Annotated in this window: 16 protein-coding genes; 1 reads left to right on the top strand and 15 read right to left on the bottom strand. The window is 40.6% G+C overall.

Annotated features, from left to right (window positions below; genetic code table 11):
* Positions 1-28 precede the first annotated feature (28 nt).
* From ACQY69_RS01655 to ACQY69_RS01600, 12 genes are all read right to left on the bottom strand, one after another.
* Complete coding sequence (locus tag ACQY69_RS01655) at positions 29-922, bottom strand: immunoglobulin-like domain-containing protein (RefSeq protein WP_428258078.1); 894 nt, start codon at positions 920-922, stop codon at positions 29-31.
* A 320-nt stretch (positions 923-1,242) separates the two neighbouring features.
* Positions 1,243-2,046 (bottom strand): acyltransferase, encoded by an 804-nt coding sequence (locus ACQY69_RS01650; protein WP_428258077.1) that lies wholly within the window; start codon positions 2,044-2,046, stop codon positions 1,243-1,245.
* Between the two features lie 12 nt (positions 2,047-2,058).
* Complete coding sequence (locus ACQY69_RS01645; RefSeq protein ID WP_428258075.1) at positions 2,059-3,108, bottom strand: galactitol-1-phosphate 5-dehydrogenase; 1,050 nt, start codon at positions 3,106-3,108, stop codon at positions 2,059-2,061.
* 17 nt (positions 3,109-3,125) lie between these two features.
* Positions 3,126-4,451 carry a class II D-tagatose-bisphosphate aldolase, non-catalytic subunit gene (locus ACQY69_RS01640; protein ID WP_428258073.1) on the bottom strand — a complete coding sequence of 442 codons (1,326 nt, stop codon included), beginning with the start codon at positions 4,449-4,451 and terminating at the stop codon, positions 3,126-3,128.
* Between the two features lie 20 nt (positions 4,452-4,471).
* Entirely contained in the window at positions 4,472-5,191 is a 720-nt protein-coding gene (locus ACQY69_RS01635) for a 2-C-methyl-D-erythritol 4-phosphate cytidylyltransferase (protein ID WP_428258071.1), read from the bottom strand.
* On the bottom strand, positions 5,188-6,321 hold the full coding sequence (locus ACQY69_RS01630; RefSeq protein ID WP_428258069.1) for a CDP-glycerol glycerophosphotransferase family protein: 1,134 nt from the start codon (positions 6,319-6,321) through the stop codon (positions 5,188-5,190). The genes ACQY69_RS01635 and ACQY69_RS01630 overlap by 4 nt, the downstream gene beginning before the upstream one ends.
* A 470-nt stretch (positions 6,322-6,791) precedes the next feature.
* Entirely contained in the window at positions 6,792-7,544 is a 753-nt protein-coding gene (locus ACQY69_RS01625; protein ID WP_428258067.1) for a glycosyltransferase family 2 protein, read from the bottom strand.
* The gene (locus ACQY69_RS01620; protein ID WP_428258066.1) at positions 7,541-8,734 is read right to left on the bottom strand and encodes a CDP-glycerol glycerophosphotransferase family protein; all 1,194 of its coding nucleotides are present in this window, start codon (positions 8,732-8,734) and stop codon (positions 7,541-7,543) included. The genes ACQY69_RS01625 and ACQY69_RS01620 overlap by 4 nt, the downstream gene beginning before the upstream one ends.
* 56 nt (positions 8,735-8,790) lie before the next feature.
* On the bottom strand, positions 8,791-9,921 hold the full coding sequence (locus tag ACQY69_RS01615; protein ID WP_428258064.1) for a CDP-glycerol glycerophosphotransferase family protein: 1,131 nt from the start codon (positions 9,919-9,921) through the stop codon (positions 8,791-8,793).
* 16 nt (positions 9,922-9,937) lie between these two features.
* The gene (gene tagD / locus ACQY69_RS01610) at positions 9,938-10,333 is read right to left on the bottom strand and encodes a glycerol-3-phosphate cytidylyltransferase (protein ID WP_428258063.1); all 396 of its coding nucleotides are present in this window, start codon (positions 10,331-10,333) and stop codon (positions 9,938-9,940) included.
* A complete protein-coding gene (locus tag ACQY69_RS01605) occupies positions 10,330-11,340 on the bottom strand; it encodes an ABC transporter ATP-binding protein (RefSeq protein WP_428258060.1) in 1,011 nt (336 codons plus the stop codon). Before ACQY69_RS01605 ends, tagD begins: the two co-directional genes overlap by 4 nt.
* Positions 11,229-12,035 carry an ABC transporter permease gene (locus ACQY69_RS01600; RefSeq protein ID WP_428258058.1) on the bottom strand — a complete coding sequence of 269 codons (807 nt, stop codon included), beginning with the start codon at positions 12,033-12,035 and terminating at the stop codon, positions 11,229-11,231. Before ACQY69_RS01600 ends, ACQY69_RS01605 begins: the two co-directional genes overlap by 112 nt.
* A gap of 453 nt (positions 12,036-12,488) precedes the next feature.
* Here ACQY69_RS01600 and ACQY69_RS01595 point away from each other — a divergent pair, with 453 nt between their 5' ends.
* Positions 12,489-12,701 (top strand): helix-turn-helix domain-containing protein, encoded by a 213-nt coding sequence (locus tag ACQY69_RS01595; RefSeq protein ID WP_428258056.1) that lies wholly within the window; start codon positions 12,489-12,491, stop codon positions 12,699-12,701.
* 68 nt (positions 12,702-12,769) lie between these two features.
* Here ACQY69_RS01595 and recA read toward each other — a convergent pair whose 3' ends face one another.
* The 3 genes from recA to pgsA form a co-directional block, all read right to left on the bottom strand.
* The gene (gene recA / locus ACQY69_RS01590) at positions 12,770-13,933 is read right to left on the bottom strand and encodes a recombinase RecA (RefSeq protein WP_428258055.1); all 1,164 of its coding nucleotides are present in this window, start codon (positions 13,931-13,933) and stop codon (positions 12,770-12,772) included.
* Positions 13,934-14,614: 681 nt separating this feature from the next.
* Positions 14,615-15,844 carry a competence/damage-inducible protein A gene (locus ACQY69_RS01585; protein ID WP_428258053.1) on the bottom strand — a complete coding sequence of 410 codons (1,230 nt, stop codon included), beginning with the start codon at positions 15,842-15,844 and terminating at the stop codon, positions 14,615-14,617.
* An 11-nt stretch (positions 15,845-15,855) separates the two neighbouring features.
* Positions 15,856-16,389: a CDP-diacylglycerol--glycerol-3-phosphate 3-phosphatidyltransferase gene (gene pgsA / locus ACQY69_RS01580; RefSeq protein WP_428258051.1), complete on the bottom strand. Its 534-nt coding sequence runs from the start codon at positions 16,387-16,389 to the stop codon at positions 15,856-15,858.

Below are 16,389 nucleotides of genomic sequence, written 5' to 3'. Positions count from 1 at the left end.
ATAATCCGTTATAAACTCATTGCTAAAATCAAGTCACACCCTCGGTGCCATTTGTACTTTCTTCAGGCGGGGGCTCGCTTCCCTGCTGCTCATCACCGCCGCCTGCCGGCTCGGTAGGCTCTGTGACCCCTTCAGTCGGAGCATCTGTGCCATCCTGTTCTCCTCCCGATGGATCTGTTACAGGCCGTTCATTTCCGGTCGAAGAAGATGTCCCGCTGTTACTGTTCGTCTGCGACCCCGTGCCTCCTGATGAACTCCCTGCTGCAGATATATTGCTGTACGTTCCGTCATTGTTTTCTATTATGGCCGTGACTACGACCAGGCTTTCATTTTCATCTACACCTATCGTATAATCGACCATATCAGCCGGTCGGGCATTTACTGTCACTTTTATTTCCTTCTCAGCCTTGTTGCCGCTGGCATCCTCCGCCTCAGCCTTAAGGGTGTACTCCCCTGCCGTACTGATATCTACGTCCGTATCATCTATCCTGACTTCTGTTTTGGAAAGATCTTCCGCGCTTATGTACTGGCTCCATTCGATGTCCACGTCGGTAAAGGTCTCAAAGGCCGATATCTTGTTGAATCGAGGCTTCTTGGTATCGCGAACCGTGACTTTTACTTTCGCGACTTCATCCTCATATGACAGTCTTACCGTATAGCGCCCTATTTTGTCATATTCCTTTCCCTCTTCCAGATTGCTCTCATACGTCACCTTCGTCCGCTTTATGACATCTCTATCAACGCTCTTTTTCAAATAAAATGTCGGATCCAGGGATATCTGCTCACCGTATTCCACTTCTATCTTTTTCGATTTCAGGTCGAGACTTTTGTTCATATTTTCATGCCACAAAATCCCCACGATAGACCATACGAATACGTCGCATATAACCACCAGTATAATAATTTTTGTCGCTTTACTCATTTTCTCTGTTTTTTATCATTTAACTGTAACTTCTGGCTCAATTATATTTATCGTCAAATAATTCCATCTATTGCGCCCTGTATAGCTTTTATGGAAAGTCCGGGGCTTGAATACTGGAAAATACAACGCTATTAGCACCACCGGGATAATGATGGTGCTAAGGGTTGGAAGGGTATTGAACACAGCATCGCAAAAAAGAAAGAAACAATAAGTCTGGAAATATTCTTCTGTTCTTATATCTGCTCGATTTATTTGATATATTGCTTGTCTTATCTTTTTAAACTATTTGCTTCATTAAATAATTTTGCTAGTAGACAAGACTATATAAAAAATCGATTTTTTTCTCGTTTCCCTGCAATGTTTTCTTCTATATACTTTAATCTGCCTCTTACATCTTCTATTTTATTAAGCTCCTTTTCAAAGTTTTCATAATCAAAGGCTTCCTCTTTCTTAAACTGATAAATAAACTCGTCATCCCCCTTATATTTCATACTTTCTTCGCTCTCTTTTTCCTTGAATTTATGCACAGTATCCTTTAGCCAAAAAATTCCTTGTGAAATGTGTTTGGCAGGATTTCCACCCCAACAAGAATTAGAAAAAATTTCTTTCCCGGCAACTACAGCTTTTCCAGCTACTATTGCTCCTGATCCAATCTTACTTCCCTTTAATATAAACGTTTGTTGCCCCATCCAGACATGATCTCCCACAAAAATACTTTTACTTTCATTCATTCTTTTTTTTGTATTAACATCATATATAAGATGTGGATCTGCGTTTCTAAAATATACATCCGTTGCAAACAAACAATCATTTCCAATAATAAGATGCTTCCCTTCATATAGTAATATTCTGCAACGACCCGTAATGGCTAATTCCTCACCGGTATACAATACATTGTTATGTTGCATAACTATGCCTGCAAAATATAGTGGACGTTTGCCTTTGCTAAAGTAAATCAGAGAATTATCTCCTTGAAAAACAATTTTGCTATCTTTAATTTTTACGCCATCTTCACAATATAATATGTTGTTATTAGCAGTCGATGCAAATTCAATTTTTGAATTTATTAATTTGGGATTTCCTATAATACAGTTTGTTCCTACGTTCTCTTCTTTAGTACACATATATTTCCTCCTCTACATGTCATTTTTTAACAGCACTCGACCTTTTATTTTTTCTCCACTATTAAACAAATTGAAGGCTTTATCTGCATCTTTCATCGAAAAAGCTTTATAGAACATTTCTGGTATATATTTTAATTTTTTATTCATAAAAAATTCATTTGTCATTTTCCATTCCATACCAGGAAATGGACTTGAATACGACATCCATGAGCCAACAACATTCAATTCTTTCCTGTTGATAATTTCCCACTGTTTTCCAGGAAACATGATACCATTTGTTGGTGTACCTATCATACAAATCGTTGCTTTTGCATTTGCAATTAGGAAAGACCACCTTATCATTTCCTCTGCACCTGACGCCTCATATATAAAATCATATTTACCAACCTCTATTAATGTCTCATCATCAAAAATATTATTATAGTCCAATGTACTAATCACTTTATCTGCGCCTAATTTACTTGCGATTTGTAGATGACTTTTGTCTCGTCCAACAACAACTGCTTCTGACGCTCCAAGTGCTTTGGCCCATTGCAGCACAAACAATCCAATCGTGCCACCACCCAAAATAGCTACTCTTTTCCCTTTTGAAAAATTACTTTTAAAGATTGCATGTAGTGCAACTGTCGACGGCTCAAATAAAGTTCCTTGTTCAAACGGGATATTAACATCAATCTTAAATACATTATTCTGAGGAAGAACAATATAATCAGCAAATGCTCCTTGTACACTAGAGCCTATGAATTTATAATTTTTACAAAGTGCGAAATCGCCATTTTTGCAATTCTCACACTCGTAACATGGCATTAATGGTATACCTGCCACATGGTCTCCTATATCCACATTCTTCACTTCTTCGCCTTTATCTACAATAATGCCCGAGAACTCGTGCCCCAAAACAATTGGGTAAAAATGTGCAGAATTATTTAGTATACGTGGAATGTCACTGCGGCATACCCCACAAGCTTTAATCTTAACTTTAACCGTATTTTTAGTCATTAACGGAAGATCCAACTCTTCATATTTTATTACACCGTTTTTATGTACTACTACTGCTTTCATGTTATTTTCTCCAATAATCATAAGGTGTCATTTATCATATAGTTACATTTTGTTGCATAATTGTAATCTTCAACTATACGAATAATTCCTGATTTAACCAACTCTTTCGCATTCGGTTTTAATTTTCCATCTCTAATTTGTTTGTACTGCATAGGCATGTATTGATGAATCAGACATAACGGAATTCCAATACTATCTAAATTAAAAAATAATTTTTCTATCGCTTTTTCTACTTCTGGATTTGTTAAATAATAGCGACATCTATCCGAAAAACTATATATTCTCTCCATTCTCTGTTTTGATTCTTCATCAGAATAGTATTTTGTCCAATATTTGGGATTTTCCAACATAACTCGATTTAAAATTTCAATGAAATTAGACCGTTTTGAAGCATCGTCAACTAACTGCTTTTCTATATAATCTAAACTAACCAATCCCTCTCGTAATGCCATAGTAAGAGCAGGTCCTACTTTAATTATAGCAACCCCATCCTCAACCATTTGTTTTAATTTTACCGGAGATTGAAAATCTGTTGAATGTCCTTCAAAAGCAATATTAGGATGATTTTCTAAGGCTTTACATAATGAACGTGACTTTACACGATCATATTTAATAATACCTTCTGCCCCAAATTCTACCCCTATTTGCACTACAATGGCTATAATATCGCTCCATGCATATTCCATGTTTTGCTCTTTGAATTTCTTTTTATAAGCCGATAAAGTATCCTCAAAATCACGAACGCTTGTCACGTTCATCTCATTTTCATCATGTCGTATACCGCCCGGAACCGGTACTTCACTTCCGATTACAAATACTGGTTTTACAGGCTCTTCCTCCTGATTGCATAATTCATTATAAGCTTCTTCGCATTCTTTATACAACTCTACGCCACGTTCTGCAATTATCTCATTAGAAAGTTTTCTTTCTCTGGAATCGTCGGCCAGTAACATACTTGTATCTAAATGTACTTTCTGAAATCCTGCTAGAACACATTCTCTAACTAATGCCTTCGCATTTTCCATCGCTTCATCTGCCTTTAAATCACACCACGGTAATGGTCCCATGTGATCCCCACCTATCAAAATTCTATTGGAATCAAAACCAACTTTATCGGCTATGTCATATACAAATTCTTTGAATTGTCTTGGGGTCATTCCGGTATATCCGCCAAATTGATTCACTTGATTTGATGTTCCTTCAATAAGAATACTACTATCAAATCTTTTCGCCTGTTCGAGTACTGCCTCTAATACGATTTTATTTGCACAACAAAACGATGGAACTCCATAACGCAATTCATTTTTTGCTTTTTTCATATAGTTTAATAAATAATTTTGCATTGTATCAACCTTCCTTCAATTTAATCTTCTAGTTTAGTTTCGGGAAAATAGTATTTATGAATAAGATGAGTTAGAAGAACATAATCTCTATGGTATGTCAATTTAAGATTAAGAATGTCTGTATCACATGACATCATTTTTATATTGTGGTTGATCGCCAAGGCCCCAGCGGATGTCATTTCATTTAATTCTTCATCGGTTGCGCTACAATATATATCATAAAGCTCGCCAAATTTAAACGCTTCTGGAGAAGCACCTACAACAATCTCTTCTCTTTTTTCAACGCCTTTAATTAAACCGCATTCATTAATTTTATAACAGGTATCATACTCCCTTGATACAAGCGTCGCTGCGCCATATTTCTTTGCATTATGAACTACTTTTTTTATTCCTTCCTCATCAATATATGGATGTGTTACATCATGTAATAGCACTATGTCATCATACTGAACCAAATCTTTGGAGTACAATAATCCGTTCAAAATTGACTTCGATCTAGTTTCCCCTCCTGCAACAACACCGTATACCTTATTCAAAGACAATCCGTGAGCAATATTTTTGACATATTCAATCCAATCTTCATGGCAAACGATGATAATTTTATTTATAGTTTCTGTATCATCCATAGCTTTTAAAATATATGCAAATATTGGAACATCATCTATTAAAGTAAATTGCTTAGGAACATCTCCACCAAATCTTTCACCTTTTCCACCCATTAAAAGAAAAGCGATATTCATCTTCTATCCTCCATAATTTTTTCAATCAAATCCACAACTTGTTTAGATGCATCACCGTTTTCAACACATCCTTTATCTGCGATAAATTCACAAATTTTCCGCTCATAAACTTCATTATTAAATGATTTAATATTTTCTATTAATTGATCATTATTTTCAGCAATCAAAAATGGAGTTTTATCTATTGGATAATAGAATCCTCGTTCGCAATTATAGCTACTCATGTCTGTGGCAAATATAAATCCAGGGCGTTTAAGCAATATGTAATCATAAATCCAGCTAGAATAATCCGTGATTGCTATGTCTGTAATTGCTATCAGCTCTTGCATGTCTGATTCCTTTGTAACATTTATAATGTTTTTCGAAAACAACTTGTTCTTTTTTCCTTCAAGTCGTCTTACCGTATTATGATATCTAAGTAAGAATTTCCACTCACCGCCAAATTTTTCTTTTACAGCATTTATAACCTCCTCATGATTTATGGCATAAACATCGAATGAATGAGAATCTCTAAAAGTTGGTGCATATAAAATAAATTTTGTTCCTGTTTTTACTTTGTATTTTTCGCAAAATGCGTTATATATTTCATTCCTCTTTTTATCAAATTCCGGAAAGAACAAATCATTTCTTGGATGTCCAAATTCTAAAATATGAGTGTCGGGATTATTCCAGAAAGTTCCTTTGTACACAAGCTGTGTCTCAAATTTACTATTTGAGACACAGTAGTTTGCATATTTCCCAGATAATTCAGCCGCTTTTACCCATGTTTTCCCACTATTAACATCTTTATCAAACCTTTTTAATCCTAAAGAACCATGCCATGTTTCTATGAAAATTTGTTTTTTCCTTTTTTTTATTGGCTTTTTTAAAAACTCCACAGAATTCGCTATCCAAAATTCAGAACTTGCTAATTCTTTAAAAAAATCATATGAATTAACATGTACTTTTTTTATTCGTTCAGGAAAGGCCTTTTTATCTTTAAATGTCTTTTTTCTAGCTGACCATATTATTTTAACGTCTTTTAAACTATCCCTTTTTAACACCTCTTCGCATATATATTTCGGATTACAGGTGTAATCTCCTTGGAAAGTAATAAACATAATTTTCCCTTTTTCAACAGGATTAAACAATCTGATTAGCTTTCTTAAAACTGTGGACCCTGTTCTTTCTACAATATAAGGAAACTTTACTTTAATTAACTTGCAGTAATTCTTTATACTTATTGAACAATTTTTTACGCTTTTTAAAATCTTAATTTTTACTTCTTTCCAAAATCTTTCTTGACATATGCAATCTAATGCTACATAAAATAACTTTTTTAATCTTTTTGTTTTTTGTTTTTACGGCTCATTAAGAATACTCTCCAATAATTATCTTTTAAATTCATTTGGTATTACTATGTATAAACACATTAATATTCGACTTTTTCTTATACGTTTACAGGTTTTTATTTGATAGTCATCTAACATCCGCCTCCATTTAGAAGGATAATTCTTTTTTAAATAATTTATCATTTTAATAACGAACAGGATTTGTATGTGTTTTTTGCCTGTTACTTTCATTACCTTAATCCTTCTACAATAAAACCCGATCGTTATATTTAAAAGTTCTTCAGCATATTCAGAAAAACAGTTCCTTTCAACAAAAAAAGTTGAATTTCACCTAAAACTTTACATATATCCATCCACCTTATATCGCATGAGTTAGTTATTGAATCACTTTTTTTCCTATAAAAGTAAACCGACTCATTACTTATTTTCATCTTACCAGAATAGTATTTGTATATTACCAGGAAATACAAGTCCTCTGCATATCTGTATTTTTCGGGGAAATAGATATTTCCCTTTTTTATTACACTCAGCTTAAATAATTTATCGCACACAAAAGTTGACGTTTTTGATAAAGCCTTTTTGTTATCTCTAATGGAACAATTATTTATTTCTTCTTTAGGGCGTTTTTCATATTTTTCATTAAGTTGATTAATATTATATCGCTTAGAAATAACTAGATCTGTGCTTTCATCCATAAGCTCTAACATTTTTTCGTAAAAGCAATTATTGATATAATCGTCCCCATCAACAAACCCGACATATTTTCCTGTTGCTAGGTTAATTCCTAAATTTCTAGCCACCGATTGGCCGCGATTGTATTGACTCAATATTCTGATTGTTTCTGGATATTTATTATAATAATCATTCATAACTTCGAAACTACTATCGGAGCTACCATCATTTACCATGATTATCTCAATTTTATCAATAATTGTTTGCGCTAAAATGCTATCTATACATCTTTTCAAAGTTTTTTCACAATTATATACTGGTATTACAACACTAATACATATGTCTTTCATAGCAATACATCCTCAACAAATCGCCTGCTCGATTGTCCATCATTTAAATAATTAAATTTCATGTTAAATACCCTGTGCACATCGCTGTTTCTTCTGTTTTTATAAAGTTTTATTAATTCAACCAATCCATCTTCTGTCATCACAATTACTCCCGGCAGCTCCTCCAGTCTCAGATAAAACCCTCTTATCTCATCTCTGTATTTTTCTAGATCGTACATGTAAAAAATGATCGGCCTTTCCAATATCGCATAATCGAAAAATACGCTCGAATAATCCGTTATCAACATATCTGAAATCAGGTAAAGCTCGTTTATATCATCAACTCCTGATGCATCACGGACAAATCCCTCATATCGCCCAAAGTCGAATGAATTGGCTACCAGGTAATGAGCTCTGAAAAGTATCACATATTCGTCTCCAAGCTCTGTTTTTAGCTTTTCAAAGTCAATCTCCGTTTTGTATGTATACCCTTTACTTGCGCTATGCTGATTGTCACGCCATGTAGGGGCATAAAGTATTATCTTTTTCGCACTGTTCTCAAGACCTAGCCGCTTCTTTATCTCCTGCACATCTTTTTCTGTATGGTTCACCAGAAAATCATTTCTCGGATATCCCACTTCCAAAATCGAGTCTTCCTTTCCCAATGCTTTCAAATTCCACGCAGTTTTGAAAACTCTCGTAGCAAAAGCACATGGTGATAGAAGATATTTAAATCGCTTCGCGTCTCTATAGTATTTGTCTCTGATTTCATCAGTGGAATTCATCGCATTGTCTGAGTTGGCTATATCATATCCGAGACGCTTTAACGGAGTCCCGTGCCAACACTGCACATAAACCTGATCCTTTCTCGGAATCCAGTAATCCAATGCCCTGTAGTTAAATATCCAGTATTTCGCCTCTGCGAGAGCTCTTTCACACGCCGCACTTCGATATTTTACGAGTTTGGTCCTGTTGTTTTTTAGAAGCGCGTCATATTTCTCCGGCTCTTTGAATATCCACACAAATCTATATTCATTATATTTTTCTTCCTTCAGCATATATTCATATACAGCTTTCGGTGTGTCCGAATAGCTCTTGCCGCTGAATGATTCCAGCACGATCAGCTTCTCATCCGTTGAGGCCCTGATTCCATGAAGTATATATCCGCCCCGGCGGTAGCAGTACATAAGCTTCCTGAGTATCTTTCTCAATGCCGGAATACGCTTGGCCAAAGCCCTGGCGGGGGTCTTCACTCTAGATATCATTCTCATCTCGTGATCCCCCTCGCCTCAATCATTTCTTCAAAGAAATCGGCAAGTCTCTTTGTACAATCTGACAACTCCACTTCTATATATTTTTTCCTAAACTCCCTCACCTTTTTTTTATCGTAAGGCTTGTCCATAGAATCCCAGAGCACGCCTGCGTCATTAAATACGGATTCCGATATAGCTTCTTTTGTAAAATCTATATTCAGTCCGATATTTTTTTCATATTCCTCCGCATCATCCATATAAAAATATAATTCCTTATCAAGTATTGCTGCTTCAAAGGCTGCTGCCGAATAATCCGTGATCACTTTATCGCATACTCTGAGCCAGTCGAAAAAGCTGTACTGCTTGTCCACTATCACGCCCATATCCCTCACCCAGGAATAATCTGTCTTATCAAGCCAATGCCTTCTTACCACCAGATTGTATTTATCCAGTCGGGCATTTCTGACTAACTCCGTAATATCTATTTTCCTGTTCTTCCTGAAAGTAGGAGCATAGAGCACGTTTGGCCTTTTCCTCGTCTGCGGATAATCGGCTTTTATTTTCTCTACTTTCTCCGAATCACCTTTCGTAAGATAATCTATTCTCGGCAGTCCATATATCTTTATCCTGTCTATGGGAAGTTTGAAGGCATCGCTGTAGTATCCGGCAGTCACCTTGCTCGGAGCGATAGCGTAATCACACTGGGCATATAGCTTCATCACCTTTGCCACATCTGCTCTGTTTCCTCCCGGTTTTCCCACGCTCTGGTATCCAAATTTCTTTATAGCCCCCAGGGAATGCCATATCTGAACGATTTTCTGTTCCTTCTTCTTATATAAAATCGATGTCAATATGCAATATCCATCTATTACAATTACCCTGGATGAAGCAATATGATACATCTGCCTAGCCATGTGAAAACTATATTTTATTGCACCTCCTAACGTTTTATTGAGTCTTTTCGTCAATACAACTGTCTTCACACTTCGCTTCTCCAGTTCTTCTTTCAAAAGTCTTATATCTACCGTAGGCCTGTCTGATTGCCTGCTCAATATCGTTATTTTGTTTTTCGGTCTAACAGGCAGAAAGGGTAAATACATTACATTCAAAAGGATCACTGCCAGACGCATCAGTATGATCTTCATCTATATTCCACAAGATCTAATCAGACCCTAATTCCTCCTTTATCTTAGTTGTTGAGATTCCCTCCGTTCTGTCGAGAAATCTCAACTTACAATAATCCCTAAGATAATCGAACTTGTCGCTTCCTTCCCAATCGCTCCCCATCACACAAATATCCACTTTATATGTCTTTATGTCATCTATTTTCTGATCCCAGCTTTTCTCCGGAATCACCAGATCCACATACCTTACAGCCTCTAACATGATTTTTCTCGTCTCGTAGTCATGAAAGGCCTTTTTCCCTTTCTTCATGTTAAACTCATCCGTTGAAAGCGCTACGATAAGGTAATCACCCATTTCTCTCGCTCTCTTTAAAAGCCTTATATGTCCATAGTGAAGAAGGTCAAAGGTCCCATATGTCAAAACTCTGATCATATGTATACTCCCATTATGCTGAAAATAACTCCCAATCCTGTTATCAAAACCAGCAGCACTGCGATCAACAGCACCAGCTGTTTCGCTGACAGTTGCACCGGATTCTTTATCCTGTTCTCACTCTCGCTGGTCTCCCTGGTGATGTTGCTGGCTTCCTTCCTTTTTAAGCTCTCGTTGTACCAGTGGATCGCGTCGTTTATTTCACCGTCAAACAATACCCTTCCGGATCTCAGGACTATGCCTCTGTCGCAGAACTGCTTCGCTGTGGCCGTGGAATGGGTCACCAGCAGGAATGTCGTGTCGTAATCGTTGATCATTTCCTTGATCTTCCCTACGCACTTCTTCTGGAATTTGGAATCCCCCACGCTCAGGGCCTCATCAACTATCAGTATCTCGGGCCTTATGCAGACGTTTATGGCAAATCCCAGCCTTGCCTTCATTCCGCTGGAATAGGTCCTGAGAGGCTGATCTATGTATTCGCCGATTTCTGCGAACTCCACTATATCGTCTTCGACATCCTCTATCTCCTTGTTGGTCATTCCTGAAAGCTGGCCTTTCAGATAGATGTTTTCCCGCCCGGTAAACTCCGGATCGAATCCGGAAGTCAGCTCCAGAAGGGCGCCGACCCTTCCTCCCACGTGGATCTTTCCATATGTGGGATAGGACACGCCTGTTATCATTTTCAGTATCGTCGACTTGCCGGCTCCGTTGCGCCCCAGGAGCGCCACCGCTTCCCCCTTCTTTACCGAAAAGGTCACGTCATTTATGGCCATCTTTTCCTTATATGTTATTGACTTTATGAATGTTGCCAGGAATCTCTTCTTGTCGTTTTTAAACAGCTTGTATATCTTCGTCACGTGATCCAGCGAGATCACGTCTTCCGCTTTTTTCCGCTTTACAAAATGTCTGGAATTTCCCTTATGGTTCTTTTGTACGCCCACGTGGCTGCCATTACCATTACCACCAGCATTACCATGAAGCATATGAACTCTGTCCTCTCTTCCCATATCCATGTCTCGTATATGAATGTGTTCCTGTAGCCTGATGCGAAGTAGCTCACCGGGTTGAACAGCATCGCCTTCTGTATCCATATCACATCTATGCTGCTCACGTCGTACATTATTCCCGACAGCCAGAATATAGGGGTGACGAATGCCTGGACGAGATTCTTAAAATCTCTGCTCATCGATGACAGCATCGCCGCGAACAAGCTCCAACAGGTGAAAAACACCACCATCAATATCATATATATAGGTAGCTGTAATATGTATACGCCGGGGAAATGTCCCAGAATTACAAAGATGATCACCATCAGCGCCACGATGAAAAAATGAACGAACAGCTTCGACAAACCCACGAAGGTAGGGATCGTAGCCACAGGGAATTTCATCTTTGTCACCAGATACCTGTACCTCAGTATCGCTCCCGTTCCCTGACTTATCATATCGCTCATGTAAAACCACGGCACCATGCCTGCCAGTATCCACAGGATATACGGACATCCGTTCATTTCTCTATCGGCCTTGAGTCCTATCGAGAAAGCGAACCACAGTACAAGTACCATCACTGTCGGCTTTATGATGGCCCAGGCCCATCCGAGGGCCGCGCCCGAATATGTTTTCACGATGTCTGCTTTGGCCAGCTTCAGTATCTGCTCACGCCAGACTATGTGATCCTTTATTATGCTGATTAACGTCTTCACTTCATCTTCCCTGTAATACTCTATCCATGTTCATCGGTCATCTATCTTCAACCTGTTTCAGGTTATTTTTCTTCAAAAATTTTTCTCTTCGTTTCAACCTGTTTCAGGTTAAAACGTCTAATATAGAATACTACTCCTTAACATCATTCGTCAACCCCCACCCTTAAAATTCTTGTCGATTTTTGCAAAAAGACAAGATTATCATCCTCATTCACCATATGTACGGATTTTCGTAATAGAGAAGCCAAACATATTACGGGTTCCAACTCATCCTGTTACACGCTCTGCTCACCACACCATGCCCCTTCCCTATTTATATTTCTATCGTTAACCTGTTTCAGGTTGTAAACATTTATTGTTTTCCTTTTTGTTCTATAATCAACCATACCAAGAAATAAATGTCCATATGGCACCAGGAAAAGGGAACCCAATTACGGAGGTGAAAACAACATCATGTACAGGCGGATTCGCGACCTCAGGCACGATCACGACATGACTCAGCGGGAACTGGCGGAGATCTTGGGTATGTCACAGACAGGGTATTCCAAATACGAAACAGGTGAAAACGATATCCCCACGGAGATACTCATACGATTATCAAAGATATACAACGTCAGCATCGATTATCTGCTGGATCAGACGGATTGCAAGAAGAGATATAAATAAAAATGAGCTGCTCACCAAAGTGTAAACAGCTCATTTTTATTTTTCTCTTCTTATGCTTTATTCTGTCATCACTCTATTATCACGCCATCCTCGTCGATGATGATATCGTCGATATCCATTTCCGGCATATCCGGCCCGGCGTTACGTCCACGGCCTGCCGCAGCCGCAGCAGCCTCCTCCTGCTGTTCTTCCGACTCGCCGTCATCTTTTTTCAGGCCATCCAGCAGCTTTCCTTCGACTCTGTCCATAACATCGGGATTATCCTCCAGGAACTTCTTCACGTTCTCTCTGCCCTGTCCTATCCTGCTGCCCTCGAAGCTGTACCATGAACCGGCCTTCTCGATGACTTTCGCGTCCACAGCACAATCCAGCACATCCCCGGATCGTGATATGCCCTGCCCGTACATGATATCGAATTCAGCCTGCTTGAACGGAGGAGCGACCTTGTTCTTGACGATCTTAGCCCTCGTCCTGCTTCCCAAGATCTGATCGCCGGATTTGATGCTCTCCACCTTCCTCACATCTATACGCATGGAAGCGAAGAACTTGAGAGCGCGGCCTCCCGTAGTTGTCTCAGGATTGCCGAACATCACGCCGATTTTCTCTCTGAGCTGATTGATAAATATTATAGTCGTATTAGTCTTATTGATCACTCCTGCCAATTTTCTCAGAGCCTGCGACATGAGACGAGCCTGAAGACCTACCGTAGCGTCTCCCATGGCTCCATCTATCTCGTGCTTAGGCACGAGAGCCGCTACCGAGTCAACTACCACGATCTCAACAGCTCCGCTTCTTACCAGCATCTCTGCTATCTCGAGGGCCTGCTCACCGTAATCCGGCTGTGAGACAAGCAGTTCATCTACATCGACGCCCAGATTCCTGGCGTATTCCGGATCAAGGGCATGCTCCGCATCGATGAAAGCGGCCCTGCCGCCCTGCTTCTGAGCCTCTGCTATTATATGTAGTGTAAGCGTCGTCTTTCCGGATGATTCCGGTCCGAAAACTTCTATTATCCTTCCTCTTGGGACTCCACCGATCCCTGTAGCCAGATCCAGACTCATGGATCCCGTAGGTATGGCCTCTATATTCATCCTGGCGCTGTCATCGCCAAGTCTCATCACCGCGCCCTTGCCGAATTGCTTCTGTATCTGCGCCAGCGCCGCATCCAAAGCCTTATCGCGCTCTTCTCTGCTGGCCGTCTTCATATTCTTCATTTCGTTTTTCGCCGCCATAGTCATCCCTCCATCAAGAACATTTGTTCTTTAACTATAATACTCTATTTCCCACATCAGGTCAAGCAAAACTTTCTTCAACTTTACTTTTATTGGAATTATTTTACATTATACGTTGCTGCATGTCAATATTTTACATCAAAGTCATCGAAGCTTTTTCTCCCACCGCTCCAGACGGCTGAGAACAACACCTCACCCGCCCATCGCTGCCGGATCTCATGAAAATCTTACAAATCCGGCACGGTCGACACGAACAGTTGCCGCGTTTTCACGTTCTATTAAAAATCCGGCACAGCCCCATCAGGTCTTGTGCCGAATTTTACCCATAACAGCAAAATCCGGCAAGCTTTCCGAACATCGACGGATAAACGCCTTTACTATTTTCCATTTTTATCCATCCCGCTGCCGAATTCAAGCAAAAGCCCTGAAATCCGGCAAGAATCCTTGTCGACGCTGCCGAATTCTTCCCAAAAGTTGAAAATCCGGCAAACAGTCGTGTTCACGCTGCCGAATTCCGTGCAAAAGCTAAAAATCCGGCACGGCCAACAACTATCCACTTCAGGACCCGGCACGGCCAACAACTCTCCACTTCAGGATCCGGCACGGCCGGCAACCGGCAGCGCTCCACCCAAAGAGCAGCCACAAACAGCCCGGTGTCGCGCATCAACTCAACTCATAAACTCATATATTTTTATTGATGATATCCAGCATGCTCAGCAGCGAATACTGCCTGTTCCACTGCCTGCTGTCGTAGCCTGTCTGTAGCTTCCTGCACAACTTCTTATCCCCATAGACGAAACCGATATAGACCAGCCCCACCGGCTTGGCCTCGCTGCCGCCGCCCGGCCCGGCTATCCCTGTCACTGATACGCAGACATCGCTGCCGCTGACTCTGCGGAGCCCTTCCGCCATTTCCATGGCAGTCTCTTCGCTGACAGCCCCATATTTTTCCAGCGTCTCAAAGCTAACCCCCAGCTCGTCCATCTTGGCCTGATTGCTGTAGGTCACCAGCCCCCGCTGGAACACGGAAGAAATCCCCGGTATATCGGTAACCGCAGCGGCGAACTTCCCGCCTGTACACGATTCGGCTGACGACAGGGTCAGTCCTTTTTCCATCAGCTTGCGGCAGACCACCTGAACCAGTTCCTCGTCATCGCAGCTGTAGATAAACTCTCCTACCCGATCCTTCACCTTTTCCACCATCTCGTCCACGGCTGCCCTGGCTTCTTCTTCCGTCTTTCTCTTGGAAGCTATGCGAAGGGAACATTCCCCTTCCTTGGCGTACGTGGCTAAGGTCGGGTCGGTCTGTCCATCTATCAGGTCCAGCAGCTTGGTCTCCAAGGCTGATTCTCCTATACCGAAAGCCCTTAACATCCTGTAATATATCACGTCTTCCGACATGGATTGAAGGTACGGCATCACGCTTTCTTCGAACATGGAGGTCATTTCCCTCGGCGGTCCCGGCATACAGATGACATATTTCCCATCCTTTTCCAGAGCGAATCCCGGCGCAGAGCCCTCGTGATTGATGAACACCTCGGCCCTGGACGGCACATAAGCCTGCTTCTTATTGTTCTCTGTCATGGGCCTTCCCAGCTTCTCAAAATAACTTTCCAGCTCTGACATGACTTCGTCCATCATCACCAGCTCATCGCCCATGACCTGGCATACCATCTCCTTGGTCAGATCGTCCTGAGTAGGTCCCAGACCTCCCGTTGTTATCACCAGGTCGCAATCCTGGAAAGCCAGCCGTATCATATCTCTGACTCTTTCGGGATTATCACCTACCGTATAATGGTACATCACGTCATAACCCAACATATTGAGTTTCTGAGACAGATAGACCGTGTTAGTATTGGTTATCTGACCAAACAGCAATTCGGTGCCTATACTCAAGATAGCAGTCTTCATTTATTTACCTCCTACATGGAAAACAGTTTCTTGTTCTTCACTATGTATTCTGTTCCCGAAACCACTGTCATCACCAGAGCGATCCACAGGAATATCTGATCCATCGGCAGATCGAAGCTGAAAAGGCTGAAAGGCCAGTTTTCAAGTATCAGCAGTGGTATGGCTATCATCTGGGTTATAGTCTTTATCTTACCTGTGGTCCCCGCGGCGATGACGATCCCCTGGGCTGCCGCCACCTGCCTCATTCCTGTAATGATGAACTCGCGACCCAATATGACGATGACCATCCATCCCGGTACGTCGCCCACCTGAGAAAGACATATCAACGCCGACATGACAAGCAGCTTATCGGCCAGCGGATCCATCAGCTTGCCGAAGTTGGTCACCAGGTTGTTCTTCCTGGCGATGTGTCCGTCCAGCATATCCGTCAACGCCGCCAGTATGAAGATCACGGCTGCCGCATATCTGTAGTCCAGCAGAAACACGACGATAAACACCGGTATGGCGAAGATCCTTCCCATTGTCAATTTATTAGGCAGATTCAT

The organism is Gallibacter sp. Marseille-QA0791 (genome assembly GCF_965119705.1).
GTDB lineage: Bacteria > Bacillota > Clostridia > Peptostreptococcales > Anaerovoracaceae > Lentihominibacter > Lentihominibacter excrementipullorum.
The sequence above is the reverse complement of the archived record's forward strand: the minus strand, read 5'-3'. Positions and strand labels throughout refer to the sequence as shown.

Coding starts and splice junctions, on each gene's coding strand:
- ACQY69_RS01655 (WP_428258078.1), bottom strand. CDS start 922: ATGAGTAAAGCGACAAAAATTATTATACTGGTGGTTATATGCGACGTA.
- ACQY69_RS01650 (WP_428258077.1), bottom strand. CDS start 2,046: ATGTGTACTAAAGAAGAGAACGTAGGAACAAACTGTATTATAGGAAAT.
- ACQY69_RS01645 (WP_428258075.1), bottom strand. CDS start 3,108: ATGAAAGCAGTAGTAGTACATAAAAACGGTGTAATAAAATATGAAGAG.
- ACQY69_RS01640 (WP_428258073.1), bottom strand. CDS start 4,451: ATGCAAAATTATTTATTAAACTATATGAAAAAAGCAAAAAATGAATTG.
- ACQY69_RS01635 (WP_428258071.1), bottom strand. CDS start 5,191: ATGAATATCGCTTTTCTTTTAATGGGTGGAAAAGGTGAAAGATTTGGT.
- ACQY69_RS01625 (WP_428258067.1), bottom strand. CDS start 7,544: ATGAAAGACATATGTATTAGTGTTGTAATACCAGTATATAATTGTGAA.
- ACQY69_RS01615 (WP_428258064.1), bottom strand. CDS start 9,921: ATGAAGATCATACTGATGCGTCTGGCAGTGATCCTTTTGAATGTAATG.
- tagD (WP_428258063.1), bottom strand. CDS start 10,333: ATGATCAGAGTTTTGACATATGGGACCTTTGACCTTCTTCACTATGGA.
- ACQY69_RS01605 (WP_428258060.1), bottom strand. CDS start 11,340: ATGGGAAGAGAGGACAGAGTTCATATGCTTCATGGTAATGCTGGTGGT.
- ACQY69_RS01595 (WP_428258056.1), top strand. CDS start 12,489: ATGTACAGGCGGATTCGCGACCTCAGGCACGATCACGACATGACTCAG.
- recA (WP_428258055.1), bottom strand. CDS start 13,933: ATGGCGGCGAAAAACGAAATGAAGAATATGAAGACGGCCAGCAGAGAA.
- ACQY69_RS01585 (WP_428258053.1), bottom strand. CDS start 15,844: ATGAAGACTGCTATCTTGAGTATAGGCACCGAATTGCTGTTTGGTCAG.
- pgsA (WP_428258051.1), bottom strand. CDS start 16,389: ATGAATCTGCCTAATAAATTGACAATGGGAAGGATCTTCGCCATACCG.